The sequence below is a fragment of the Pantoea sp. paga genome, assembly GCF_007558755.1.
GTDB classification, from domain to species: Bacteria; Pseudomonadota; Gammaproteobacteria; order Enterobacterales; family Enterobacteriaceae; genus Pantoea; species Pantoea agglomerans.
Map to the genome: position 1 here is coordinate 22,351 of NZ_VLTF01000011.1, position 13,146 is coordinate 35,496.

Genomic DNA, 13,146 nt, shown 5'->3' on the forward strand with positions numbered 1-13,146 from the left:
CTTAACCCTCGGCTGCGACCCGGAATGCATTATCCAGATCGGCAATTAAATCTTCGTGATCTTCAATACCGACAGAAACCCGTAGCAGCGTATCGGAAATGCCCGCTGCCGCGCGTGCTTCTGCCGACATCCCCGCGTGCGTCATGGTGGCGGTATGGGAGATCAGACTCTCTACTCCGCCCAGCGATTCCGCCAGCGTAAATAGCTGCAGTGCTTTCAGGAAGCGACGCAGCAGCGCCTCATCACCGTCGAGCTCGAAACTCAGCATGGCGCCAAAGCCGCGCTGCTGACGTACGGCATGTTCGTGTCCGGCGTTTTCCGGCAGCGAAGGATGATACAACTTTTTCACCAGTTTCTGCTGCTTCAGATACTCTACAATCGCGAGTGCGTTGCGTTGTGCGGCTGCAATCCGCGGCGAAAGTGTACGAATTCCGCGCAGCAGCAGATAACTGTCAAACGCTGCACCGGTCACACCAATGTTATTCGCCCACCAGGCCAGGTCGGTAGCGAGTTGCGGATCTTTGGCGATGACCGCGCCCGCCACGACATCGGAGTGGCCATTGAGGTATTTGGTACAGGAGTGGATAACCAGGTCCGCACCCAGCGCCAGAGGGTTCTGCAGCGCAGGACTCATAAAGGTGTTGTCCACCACGCTGATGGCACCCGCAGCACGCGCAGCGGCGCAAATTGCGCTGATATCTACCACGCGCAGCAGCGGATTGCTGGGGCTTTCAATCAGCACCAGTTTTGGGTTTTCATCCAGAGCTGCCTGCAGCGCTACCGGATCACCCTGATCGACAAATTTCACCCGATAGGCGCCGCGCTTGCTAAGGCTGTCAAACAGCCGATAGCTGCCGCCATAACAGTCATGTGGCGCGACCAGCAGATCGCCAGGCTTCAGAAACACCGTCGTGACCAGGTGAATCGCCGACATCCCGGTATTGGTTAATACCGCGCCTGCTCCCCCTTCCAGTTCTGCCAGCGTACGCTGTACGACATCACGAGTGGGGTTGCCACGACGGGAGTAGTCATGCGCACGAGGCTCATTGAAATCCAGGAAGTTATAGGTGGTAGAGAGGTGGATTGGCGGGACAACGCAGCCATATTGCTCGTCATCATTCAAACCGCTGCGCACTGCGATGGTTGCCGGTTTACGCGTCATGAGCGAATTGTTCCTGAAGAGTGAATAAAATGTAGGCCACAGGATATCACCCTCTAATTAGACGTCAATACATCTGGACATCTAAATGTCTTTGCGTATAGATTGAGCAAAACCGCAATAACCGCTAAAATTATGCGTCATCGCCTGGCGTTCCCCTCTGTGAGACAGAGGCAGTGAGCGAAGAAAACCCGCCATATCAGGGGTCAGGCAGGAAAAAATCAGGCATAATCCGCTGATTTCCTCACATTTAACGTTTATTAATTAAGGTAACTCATGGCTGAATGGAACGGCGAATATATCAGCCCGTACGCTGAGCACGGTAAGAAGAGCGAGCAGGTCAAGAAGATCACAGTATCTATCCCATTGAGCGTGCTGAAGATTTTAACGGATGAGCGCACCCGTCGTCAGGTGAACAACCTGCGTCACGCCACCAACAGCGAGCTGCTTTGCGAAGCCTTTTTACATGCCTTTACGGGCCAACCGCTGCCGGATGACGTCGACCTGCGCAAAGAGCGTAGTGATGAGATTCCGGAAGAAGCAAAAGCAATCATGCGCCAGATGGGTGTCGATCCGGATACCTGGGAGTATTAATTCCTCAGGCCGGTTTCGCTTAACCCCGCTTCAAAGGAAGCAGGCTCCGCTCAGGGAGCCGCTTTCCTGATCCATTTGCACCTGGTTATCCTGATTTACGCAGCCTGATTCACTCTCCTGAATATTGCCGTTCAGAATTCTCATAAAAATCCACCCTATTCTCATATTATTCCGCTATTTCTGTTGCAATAAGAGTGTTTTTTTCAATCAGACAATAGAATAATTACTATTGTCCACAATTACCTGCCTCCGTAAAATTTGTCAGAGCGACTATTTCACGGAAAGAAAATGAGCATTGAATATAAAATAAAATCATCTGCATCCTCTTTTTTTATTATCTTTATCACCATTACAATCATTTTCTCTTCTGCCCAAGTGATAGCGGCATCCGCTCTCACAGAGCAAAGTGACAATATCAATGCGCTGCAACAGGATCGGGTCCGCAAAGAGCAATTAATGCCCGAACCGCAGCGAGCGACGTCTGAAAAACAGCGATTCAGGCCAGAAGAGATTCCGTTCCCCCATGAAGAAAACTGCTATTTCATAGACAAGGTTGTTTTAAGTCAGGATAGCAAAGAACTCCACCTCGAAAGATTAAGGTATTTTACGTCTCAGGCAGAAGGGAAGTGTCTGGGCATCGCAGGCATAAGATTGCTGGCAAAAAACCTGCAGAATGAAATCATCCGGGCAGGATATATCACCACGCGCGTTAATTTACCCGAACAGAATCTTTCAGTTCGGGAATTAAAATTTGAGATTAACGCCGGAAAAGTGGGGAAAATCGTTCTTAATAAAGCAGGTGGTGATTATATTAATCTGACCAGCACGTTACCGTTCAAAGCAGGTGATGTACTTGAACTCAGCGATCTGGAACAGGGGAGTCTTAATCTTCAGCGAGTACCGGGATCACAGGTTAAAGTCAATCTGGTGCCTGGCAGTGGCAAAGGCGAAAGCGACATTTATATTCAGCGCGAACAGGATAAATACTGGCAGGTCGGTGCATGGCTCAATGATGCTGGCTCGGTTGCAACCGGCCGCTATCAGGGTGGCGCAGCGCTCTACTTAAATAATATTACATCATTGAGCGACACCCTCTTTGTCTCTTATGGCCACGACATCGCGCCGAAGCACACCATAAAAGGTAACAGTAATAAATCGATAGGTTATTCGATCCCCTGGGGCTACTGGTGGCTCGATCTCTACGCCAGCCGCAGTGATTACCGGCAATATATGACCGGAAACTGGGCTAAATGGACGCTGAATAACAAGAACAGTTATTACAGTGCGCAGCTCAATCGACTGATTTCACGAACTGTGCATCAGACCAGCACGGTCGGCCTGCAAATTTTCGATGCGGAATCGCGTTACTCTCTGGATGACTTTGAGCTTGTCAGCATGCATAAAAAAAGTGCGGGCTGGAAAGCGGTATTGCAACATCAACTCAATTACGATAATGCAGGCCTGGCGACAACGCTGAGTTATCAGAGAAAGATACCCTGGTTTAACAGCAGCAATACCGTTGAGCAGGCGTATGGACTCATTGATAAGCAAGGCCGGATCATCACTTTCGATCTGCAGGGTTCAGTCAACTTCCGTGTCTATGATAACTGGCTGAACTATTCTCCCCATTTCAGCCTGCAATACTCGCCTGATACGCTCTCATCATTGAACCGATTTTCGCTGGCAAACCGCTGGACGGTGCGCGGTTTCGATGGCGAATACGCCCTTCAGGACAATAAAGGGTGGTACTGGCGCAACGATATTAGCTGGATATTCCCCGGCAAACCGGTTCAGCCTTATATCGGTGTTGATGCAGGCCAGGTCTATGGCAATAACAAGACGCAGGATTATAACGGCAAAACCGTCATAGGCAGCGTTGTCGGCCTGCGGGGAAATCTTCTGAAAACGCGCTTTGATTTTTTTGCTGGCTCCCCTCTTAAAAAACCACAAGCCTTTCATACCGATCCCCTTACGCTGGGATTTTCATTGCAATGGAAATATTAAAAAGGAGGAAATAATTTAATAAAAACGCAGTTTACATGACAAACGTACACACACATTTAAAGGATTAAAATAATGAAGAAGCATAAGTTTAAGCTACTATTTCTGGCCACAGTGGCCACGCTGTGCAGTCAGTCTGCTCTTGCGGCACTCAACAGTTACACCCATGCAAACGGATCGACTGTTGTTAATATTAATCAGGCTGATGCGAATGGTCTTTCCCACAATATGTATCAGAGCTTTAACGTTACCAGTGATGGGATGGTCCTCAATAACAGCACCACAGATTTAATACGTGAAAATGGTAATATTGCGCGAAACGGCAATCTGGATAAGTCAGCCAGCCTTATCCTGAATGAGGTTATATCAAGAAGCCCCTCTTCACTGAACGGTTATATTGAAGTAGCCGGTCAAAAAGCAGATGTCATTATCGCCAACCCGAATGGTATTACCTGCTCTGGCTGTGGCTTCATTAATACCGGCCGGGCCACACTTACTACCGGTACGCCTACTTTTACCGATGGTGCACTTACTGGCTTTAATGTGGCGAAAGGCACGCTTACTGTAAGTGGTAATGGCCTGAAAGGGGCTGATTACACCGACCTGCTGGCACAGAAAATCAATATCCAGGGGCAGATTGATACGACTCAACTGAAGGCGATTGCGGGTAGCTATACCTATGATCTTGCCTCCGGTCAGGCAACGGCTACCGGAACCAGCCAGCTTCGCAGCAACAGCATTGATGTCAGCGCACTGGGAGGAGCAACAGCGGGTATTATTCAGCTGCAAACGACTGAAGCGGGTGCGGGCGTTAATAATAGCGGCGTCCTGAACGCGACTAATCTTTATATTGCATCTAATGGCGCGTTAACCAACAGCGGCACCATTCAAACCGGACTGATGAGCGCCACTGCTGGCGGCAGCATCACTAACAGAGGAACGCTTTCTGCCAGTCAGGCCGTCCTGCAGACAACAGACGCGTTCACGAATAACGGCACGATTAAAACCACTGATTACGCCACCATCGTCAGCCTGGGCAAATTCTCTAACAGCGATAAAGCGCAAATTAATGCTGCAGGTACCGTAAACATCGTTTCTCTGGCAGGTAATATTGAGAATAAAGGAACAATCACGACGCCAAAAACCCTGGCAATGCAAACCGGCTATAACACCATTGACGGCGTCGTCACGGCTGTCGCCAACACCAGCCTGCTCAATTCAGGTTCAATTCAGGCAGGTAACCTCAGCATGAACGCCGTTAAAGAGGTCAGCCTCTTATCTGGCGGAAACGTTATCTCGCAAGGTACAACCTATGTTTCTGCGACGAAGGTCTCTAATGGTGCGACACTGACCGCTCAGAATGCGTCTGTCGTGGCTAACGAGGTCAGCAATCAGGGTGTCATTCAAACGAGTGGACTGTTAAATGTGTCGGGGAAAAACGGCATCTCTAATACGGGCACCATGAAGGCGGGCACACTGACGCTGGCAACGGACGAGAAAATCAGCAACTCATCCTGCTTATTGTGGATATTGTGCAGTAAAGGCACCCTGTCAGCAGATAAGATCACCATTACAGCGCCGAAGATCGCTGCCATTGGTGATTTAGATGGTACCTATACTACACAGGTACTTGAACTGAATAAGCCTGCGGCGGTGGCATCAGACACCAGCCTGTAATTGAGATATAAAAAAACCCAGCCGAAGCTGGGTTTTTTCTTGCCGCCGAACCCGCAGGTTCAGGTGCCTTTTAATCTTATTTTTTAGCGCCTGGCACGCTGAAACGCTTGTTAAAGCGGTCAACACGGCCACCAGTTGCCACTTCACGCTGCTTACCGGTATAGAACGGGTGGCATTTGCCACAAACGTCCAGGTTCAGTTCGTGAGTCAGTGTTGAACGGGTGTGGATCTCGTTGCCGCAGGTACATTTGATAGTAACTGCTTCGTATTTCGGGTGAATACCTTGTTTCATGGGAAACCTCATTGAAGGCCGTGTCGCTCTCCGTGCCAGGCTTTAACCTGCACAGCACCACACGCGATTGAACATTATAGGGTGTACTCCGGCCAGATATTTCTCACCGAAGGCGGCATATTATACAGGTAAGTTTCGATTGCTGCAAATATCTGCTGAGATACCCGCCATCAGGGTCAGCGTGTACACTAGCTTCCCCGATCATTGAGCCGGAAAGAGAGAGTTATGCCCGTAGTCCAGGTCGCCCTGCCCGTCCCCTTGCCCCGCCTGTTTGATTATCTGCCGCCACAGGGCGCGCAGCCGGTCATTGGTGGTCGCGTGAGTGTGCCCTTTGGCAATCGCAGGATGATCGGGATTGTGGTCGCCTTTCGTGAGAGCAGCGATCTGCCGGAAGCACAACTCAAGCGCGTGATTGAGGTGCTGGATAGTGAATCCCTCTATCCAGCGTCGCTGTGGCGCATCCTTAACTGGGCCGCCAGCTATTATCATTCGCCGCAGGGAGAGGTACTGAGTCACGCTATTCCGGTACTGCTGCGTCAGGGGAAAGCGGCGCAGGACAATCCCTTATGGCGCTGGGAAATCACCGAGCAGGGTCGGGCGACTGCGCCGGAGAGTTTAAAGCGGGCACCGAAACAGCAGCAGGCGCTGGCTGCACTGCGTCAGCAACCGCTCTATCGTCATCAGGTCAGTGAACATGACCTCACGGATGCGACGCTGCAGGCGCTACGCGCCAAAGGGTTATGCGAACTGCATGAGCATCAGCCGCAGATGCACGACTGGCGTACCACTTATGCCGTAAAAGGCGAACGTCTGCGACTGAATACCGATCAGGCGATGGCCGTGGGTGCGATTCGGGCAGATGATGAACATTACGCAGCCTGGCTGCTGGCGGGCATCACGGGTTCAGGCAAAACCGAGGTTTACCTCAGCGTGCTGGAAAATGTGCTGGCACGCGGTAAACAGGCGCTGGTGCTGGTGCCGGAGATTGGCCTGACCCCGCAAACTATCGCCCGTTTTCGCGAACGTTTTGATGCGCCCATCGATGTGCTGCACTCCGCATTAAATGACAGTGAGCGGCTGGCGGTCTGGTTACGTGCGCGGCGCGGCGAAACGGCGATTGTGATTGGCACCCGATCGGCGCTGTTTACGCCACTGGCCCGTCCTGGCGTAATTATTATCGATGAAGAGCATGACAGCTCCTATAAACAGCAGGAGGGCTGGCGCTATCAGGCGCGCGATCTGGCCGTCTTCCGCGCACATGAAGAGAATATCCCGATTGTTATGGGATCGGCGACACCCGCTCTGGAGACGCTGCACAATGTCCGCAGCGGCAAGTATCGCCAGCTCGACCTGACAAAACGCGCCGGCAATGCCAGACCGGCACTGCAACAGCTTATCGACTTAAAAGGCGTGCAGCTGATCGGCGGTCTGGCACCGGGCCTGATTGGTAAAATGCGCCAGCATCTGCAGGCCGATAATCAGGTGCTGCTGTTTCTTAACCGCCGCGGCTTTTCGCCCGCCCTGCTCTGTCACGATTGCGGCTGGATTGCTGAGTGTACCCGCTGTGACCGCTACTACACGCTGCATCAGCACCATCGTCAGCTACGCTGCCACCATTGCGACAGCCAGCGTCCGCTGCCTAATCAATGCCCGCAGTGTGGTTCAACCCATTTGCTGCCGGTAGGCGTCGGGACTGAGCAACTGGAGCAGCAACTCGGCACACTTTTCCCTGGCGTGCCGGTGTCGCGAATCGATCGTGATACCACCAGCCGCAAAGGTGCGCTGGAGCAGCATCTGGCTGACGTCCATCGCGGAGGCGCACGAATCCTGGTCGGCACCCAGATGCTGGCCAAAGGCCACCACTTCCCCGATGTTACGCTGGTGTCGCTGCTGGATGTCGATGGTGCGCTGTTCTCAGCCGATTTTCGTGCGGCGGAACGCTTTGCTCAGCTCTACACCCAGGTCGCCGGGCGTGCTGGGCGTGCTGGCAAACAGGGCGAGGTGTTGCTGCAGACTCACCATCCGGAACATCCGCTGCTACAGACGCTGTTGCACCAGGGCTATTCGGCGTTCGCCCAGCAGGCCTTGCTGGAGCGACAGGCAGTCCATCTGCCGCCCTGGAGCCGCCATGCGCTGTTCCGCGCTGAAGATATGGATAACCAGCAGGCGGCGGAATTCCTGCAACAACTCCGTAATTTGCTGGAGGCAAGCCCGCTGAACGATAAGGCGATGTGGTTTATGGGTCCGTTGCCTGCCCTGCAGCCAAAACGCAGTGGACGCTGGCGCTGGCAACTCCTGCTACAGCATCCTTCCCGGCAGCGTCTGCAACAGTTGCTGAGCAGTTCGTTGCCGCTGGTTTCAACACTACCCGCGGCGCGCAAAGTGAAATGGACGCTGGATATCGACCCTACCGAGAGCTGATTTAAGCTGACACTGCGAGCCAGATCGAAAAATGTCGCATAAGTCACAATTTTTATGCAAATTAAGTAACAACCAGCCGGGCAATCGTTAACAATGTTGCCCGGTTTGCCTTCAGGTCAGGCAGAAACAGAATTGAACGCGCCATAACGCGTCAGGAGCATGTGTTGGAGCAGAATCAACAACCGCCCGCCGCCACGATGAAAGATGTAGCGGAACATGCGGGCGTCTCAACCGCCACCGTATCGCGTGCGCTGATGAATCCGGAGAAGGTTTCTGCGGCCACCCGCCAGAAAGTCGAGCAGGCGGTTGCCGCCGTCGGCTACGCGGCACATGGCCCCACGCGTAACGCCCGTCGTAATGAGACGCGTACCATCCTGGTCATTGTCCCTGACATCTGCGATCCCTTCTTTAGTGAAATCATCCGAGGCGTTGAAGTTACGGCAGCCGAAGAGGGCTATCTGGTACTGATTGGTGACTGCGCGCATCAGAATCAGCAGGAGAGAACCTTTCTCAACCTGATGGTGACGCGACAGATCGATGGCATGGTGCTGCTCGGCTCAAAGTTGCCTTTTGATGCCAGCATTGATGAGCAACGCAACTTGCCGCCTATGGTAATGGCGAATGAGTTTGCGCCGGAAATGTCACTGCCCACTGTCCACATCGATAACCTGACCGCCGCATTTGAAGCGGTAAATCATTTACTGCAGTTGGGTCACACACATATCGCCTGTATCGCCGGGCCGGAAGAGATGCCGCTCTGCCAGTATCGTTTGCAGGGGTATGTCCAGGCGATGCGTCGCAGCGGACTGACGGTCGATCCCACCTATATTGTGCGCGGTGACTTCACATTTGAAGCGGGCGTTGCCGCCATGAATCAGCTGATGACCCTGCCGCAACCGCCGCGCGCGCTCTTCTGCCACAGCGATATTATGGCACTTGGGGCGATGAATCAGGCCCGGCGCTGCGGACTGCGGATACCGGAGGACCTCTCTGTGGTCGGATTCGATGACATTGAGCTATCACGTTACTGCGAGCCGCCGCTGACCACGGTCACGCAGCCACGTTACCAGATAGGCCGGGAAGCGATGCTGCTGCTGCTGGATGAGTTAAATGGTAAACGGGTCATCAGCGGATCGCGGCTGCTGGATGCCGGTTTAACCATTCGTGGCAGCACGGCGCGAGCAAAAAAGCGTGAAAAATAAGCGTATTTGTCTGATTTTTTCAGTAGATTCTTAAGGCGAACACTGCTGGTCAAAGTTCCGACCCTTAAGTAACATGGCGGACTCCTTGCCGGGCGCGTAAAAATCATCATTTCGCCCATCTGGCACTATTTTTGAAGGGTATAAGAACGAGAGTGGCACAAAAAGATTACGTAGGCCGCGGGCGTTCAACAGGGACGCGTCGCAAAAAAAGCCCCAGCCGTGGCAAGAAGAGCAAAGGCGGTTCGGGAACATCTAAACTGATGATTGTACTGGCGGTCGCAGTGTTGGTGACCTTTGCCGGTGGTTTATGGTTCCTGGCGCATCACAAAAAAGAGGACGTGCCGGTCATTACGGATCATAAAGCCAACGGCAATGGCCTGCCGCCGAAGCCAGAAGAGCGCTGGAAATATATTAAAGAGCTGGAGAACCGTCAGGTCACCGTGCCGACACCTATCGAACCCTCTTCCGGTGGCGAAGTGAAGTCGCAGACACAGCTGACCGACGAGCAGCGCCAGTTGCTGGAGCAGATGCAGGCGGATATGCGTCAGCAGCCGACGCAGCTCAACGAAGTGCCGTGGAACGAACAGACGCCGGCGCAACGTCAGCAGACACTGCAGCATCAGCAGCAGTTGCAACAACTGCAACGTCAGCAGCAGCAGGTTCAGCAACAACAGCAGCAGCAACAGGTTCAGCAGCAACGTCAGCAGTTGCAGGCTCAGCAGCAACAGCAACGCCAGCAGCAGTTGCAGCAACAACAACAGCGCCAGCAACAGCAGCAATTACAACAACAGCAACGTCAGCAGCAGCAGCAGCAGCAGCAGCAGCAGCAGCAAAACGTACAGCGCCAGACGCAGCCAGCACCTGTTACGCGTGAACCGGAAGTGCAGCCAAAACCGCAGGAGACCGCGAAGGCGAAACCGGCAGAAAAAGCCTCTTCGCAGCGCTGGATGGTGCAGTGTGGTTCATTTAAAGGCACTGACCAGGCTGAATCGGTGCGCGCCGGCTTAGCCTTTGAAGGATTTGAAAGCCGTATTACCACCGGTGGCGGCTGGAATCGTGTGGTTATCGGTCCTTATAAAGACCGCGCCTCCGCTGACAGTACCCTGAAGCGCCTGCGCAGTTCCGGACACTCCAGCTGTATTCCGCTCTCCGTCGGGGGTTGAAACCCGTCAAACCCGCCCCATATCTGTTGCATGATACTCCGCGCCCGGTGCGCGGAGTCCTTTTCCGACTGCAACAAGGGGTCTGCCCGTGACAACAATAGTAAGTGTACGACGCAACGGCCAGGTAGTGATTGGCGGTGATGGCCAGGCTACGCTCGGCAATACCGTGATGAAAGGCAACGTTAAAAAAGTGCGTCGTTTATACAACGATAAAGTGATTGCCGGATTTGCTGGCGGCACCGCAGACGCCTTCACCCTGTTTGAACTTTTCGAACGTAAACTGGAAATGCATCAGGGCCATCTGGTGAAAGCTGCGGTGGAACTGGCCAAAGACTGGCGTACTGACCGTATGCTGCGTCGCCTTGAAGCCTTACTGGCCGTCGCAGATGAATCAGCTTCACTGATCATCAGCGGTAACGGTGACGTCATCCAGCCTGAAAACGATCTGATCGCCATCGGCTCCGGTGGGCCTTTTGCCCAGGCAGCGGCACGTGCGCTGCTGGAGAATACCGAGATGGGCGCACGCGACATCGTCGAAAAGTCGCTGAATATCGCGGGTGATATCTGCATCTACACTAACCACAACGTTAATTTCGAAGAATTAACGTCTAAGTCGTAAGGGTATAAATATGTCTGAGATGACTCCTCGCGAAATCGTCAGCGAACTGAACCGCTTTATCATCGGCCAGGACAGCGCTAAGCGCGCCGTGGCTATTGCACTGCGTAACCGCTGGCGCCGCATGCAGCTCGACGAAGAGCTGCGCCATGAAGTGACCCCTAAAAATATCCTGATGATCGGTCCGACCGGTGTCGGTAAAACCGAGATCGCGCGTCGTCTGGCTAAGCTGGCCAATGCGCCGTTTATCAAAGTAGAGGCGACCAAATTTACCGAAGTCGGTTATGTCGGTAAGGAAGTGGACTCTATCATTCGTGACCTGACCGATTCGGCCATTAAGATGGTGCGCAGTCAGGCGATTGAAAAGAACAAATATCGTGCCGAAGAGATGGCGGAAGAGCGCATTCTTGATGTGCTGATTCCACCAGCAAAAAACAACTGGGGCCAGTCAGAGCAGAGCGCTGAACCCTCTGCAGCACGCCAGTCGTTCCGCAAAAAGCTGCGCGAAGGCCAGCTGGACGATAAAGAGATTGAGATCGACCTGGCCGCCAGCAGCCCTGGCGTCGAAATCATGGCCCCTCCGGGCATGGAAGAGATGACCAGCCAGCTGCAGTCGATGTTCCAGAACCTCGGCGGCCAGAAGCAGAAAGCCCGCAAGCTGAAGATCAAAGAAGCGATGAAGCTGCTGATCGAAGAAGAAGCGGCCAAACTGGTTAACCCGGAAGAGCTTAAGCAGGACGCCATTGATGCCGTTGAGCAGCACGGTATCGTGTTTATCGATGAGATCGACAAAATCTGTAAGCGCGGCGGCCAGAATGCCGGCGGCCCGGATGTCTCACGCGAAGGCGTTCAGCGCGACCTGCTGCCGCTGGTTGAAGGCTGCACCGTCTCCACCAAGCATGGTATGGTGAAAACGGACCACATTCTCTTTATCGCCTCAGGCGCGTTCCAGGTTGCCAGCCCTTCCGATCTGATCCCGGAGCTGCAGGGTCGTCTGCCCATCCGTGTTGAACTGCAGGCGCTGACCGTGAACGATTTCCAGCGCATCCTGACCGAGCCGAATGCCTCGATTACCGTGCAGTACAAAGCCCTGATGAATACTGAGGGCGTGAACATTGAGTTCACCGAAGAGGGTATTCGCCGGATCGCTGAAGCCGCATGGCAGGTCAACGAAACCACCGAAAACATCGGTGCGCGCCGTCTGCACACGGTGCTGGAGCGTCTGATGGAAGATATCTCGTATGACGCCAGCGATCGTCACGGTGAATCCGTTACCATCGATGCTGACTATGTTGGTAAACATCTGGATGAACTGGTGGCTGACGAAGACCTTAGCCGCTTCATTCTCTGATCCACTGATTCAGCGCTTTTCAGAAGCCCAGCCCACCCGGCTGGGCTTTTTTATGCATGTTCTTGATCGAACGGTGCTTTTTTCATACTGATGATTTTGCCAACAATCTGCATATAGCGATATACTTACCCTTCCTGTGGCAAACAGACGAAACCCTTATGAAATACGATACATCTGAACTCTGCGATATCTACCATGAAGAAGTGAATGTTGTTGAACCGCTTTTTTCAAATTTTGGTGGGCGCACTTCATTCGGTGGTCAGATTACCACAGTGAAATGCTTTGAAGACAACGGCTTACTCTACGATCTGCTGGAAGAGAATGGCCGGGGTCGGGTACTGGTGATTGATGGCGGCGGCTCAGTGCGCCGTGCACTGGTGGATGCGCAGCTGGCACGTCTGGCGGCAACCAACGAGTGGGAAGGTCTGGTGATTTACGGTTCGGTACGCCAGGTTGATGAACTGGAAGAGCTGGAGATTGGCATTCAGGCGATTGCCGCAATTCCGGCAGGCGCTGCGGGTGAAGGAATTGGCGAAAGCGATGTGCGCGTCAATTTCGGCGGCGTCACCTTCTTCTCCGGCGACCATCTCTATGCCGACAACACCGGTATTATTCTGTCAGAGGATGCGCTGGACCTCGAATAGGCCAGACATGAAAACGGGTGCCTGAG

At 53.3% G+C, this 13,146-nt stretch carries 11 protein-coding genes; 9 read left to right on the top strand and 2 right to left on the bottom strand.

What is annotated here, in order from left to right:
• Nucleotide 1 precedes the first annotated feature (1 nt).
• Nucleotides 2-1,162 (bottom strand): cystathionine gamma-synthase, encoded by a 1,161-nt coding sequence (gene metB / locus FOV68_RS21495; protein WP_031591842.1) that lies wholly within the window; start codon nt 1,160-1,162, stop codon nt 2-4.
• Between the two features lie 273 nt (nt 1,163-1,435).
• Here metB and metJ point away from each other — a divergent pair, with 273 nt between their 5' ends.
• The 3 genes from metJ (at nt 1,436) to FOV68_RS21510 (ending at nt 5,431) form a co-directional block, all read left to right on the top strand.
• Nucleotides 1,436-1,753, top strand: coding sequence for a met regulon transcriptional regulator MetJ (gene metJ, locus FOV68_RS21500; protein WP_009088019.1), 318 nt, complete (start codon nt 1,436-1,438; stop codon nt 1,751-1,753).
• Nucleotides 1,754-2,041: 288 nt separating this feature from the next.
• Nucleotides 2,042-3,757: a ShlB/FhaC/HecB family hemolysin secretion/activation protein gene (locus tag FOV68_RS21505; protein WP_143991526.1), complete on the top strand. Its 1,716-nt coding sequence runs from the start codon at nt 2,042-2,044 to the stop codon at nt 3,755-3,757.
• Nucleotides 3,758-3,829: 72 nt separating this feature from the next.
• Nucleotides 3,830-5,431 carry a filamentous hemagglutinin N-terminal domain-containing protein gene (locus FOV68_RS21510; RefSeq protein WP_143991527.1) on the top strand — a complete coding sequence of 534 codons (1,602 nt, stop codon included), beginning with the start codon at nt 3,830-3,832 and terminating at the stop codon, nt 5,429-5,431.
• Between the two features lie 76 nt (nt 5,432-5,507).
• On the opposite strand, the gene rpmE is transcribed toward FOV68_RS21510, so the two are convergent.
• Nucleotides 5,508-5,723: a 50S ribosomal protein L31 gene (gene rpmE, locus FOV68_RS21515; protein WP_003851227.1), complete on the bottom strand. Its 216-nt coding sequence runs from the start codon at nt 5,721-5,723 to the stop codon at nt 5,508-5,510.
• 225 nt (nt 5,724-5,948) lie between these two features.
• Here rpmE and priA point away from each other — a divergent pair, with 225 nt between their 5' ends.
• The 6 genes from priA to rraA all read left to right on the top strand — a co-directional run bounded on the left by priA (nt 5,949) and on the right by rraA (nt 13,120).
• Nucleotides 5,949-8,144 (top strand): primosomal protein N', encoded by a 2,196-nt coding sequence (gene priA, locus FOV68_RS21520; protein WP_122889933.1) that lies wholly within the window; start codon nt 5,949-5,951, stop codon nt 8,142-8,144.
• 164 nt (nt 8,145-8,308) lie between these two features.
• On the top strand, nt 8,309-9,346 hold the full coding sequence (gene cytR, locus FOV68_RS21525) for a DNA-binding transcriptional regulator CytR (protein WP_010672069.1): 1,038 nt from the start codon (nt 8,309-8,311) through the stop codon (nt 9,344-9,346).
• A 152-nt stretch (nt 9,347-9,498) separates the two neighbouring features.
• The gene (ftsN, locus tag FOV68_RS21530) at nt 9,499-10,509 is read left to right on the top strand and encodes a cell division protein FtsN (RefSeq protein WP_033766547.1); all 1,011 of its coding nucleotides are present in this window, start codon (nt 9,499-9,501) and stop codon (nt 10,507-10,509) included.
• Nucleotides 10,510-10,597: 88 nt separating this feature from the next.
• Nucleotides 10,598-11,128, top strand: coding sequence for an ATP-dependent protease subunit HslV (gene hslV / locus FOV68_RS21535; RefSeq protein ID WP_010258174.1), 531 nt, complete (start codon nt 10,598-10,600; stop codon nt 11,126-11,128).
• 10 nt (nt 11,129-11,138) lie between these two features.
• Nucleotides 11,139-12,476 (top strand): HslU--HslV peptidase ATPase subunit, encoded by a 1,338-nt coding sequence (gene hslU / locus FOV68_RS21540; protein WP_031591847.1) that lies wholly within the window; start codon nt 11,139-11,141, stop codon nt 12,474-12,476.
• A gap of 158 nt (nt 12,477-12,634) precedes the next feature.
• Nucleotides 12,635-13,120, top strand: a complete 486-nt coding sequence (rraA, locus tag FOV68_RS21545; protein WP_009088032.1) for a ribonuclease E activity regulator RraA — start codon at nt 12,635-12,637, stop codon at nt 13,118-13,120.
• The last annotated feature ends 26 nt before the right edge of the window (nt 13,121-13,146 follow it).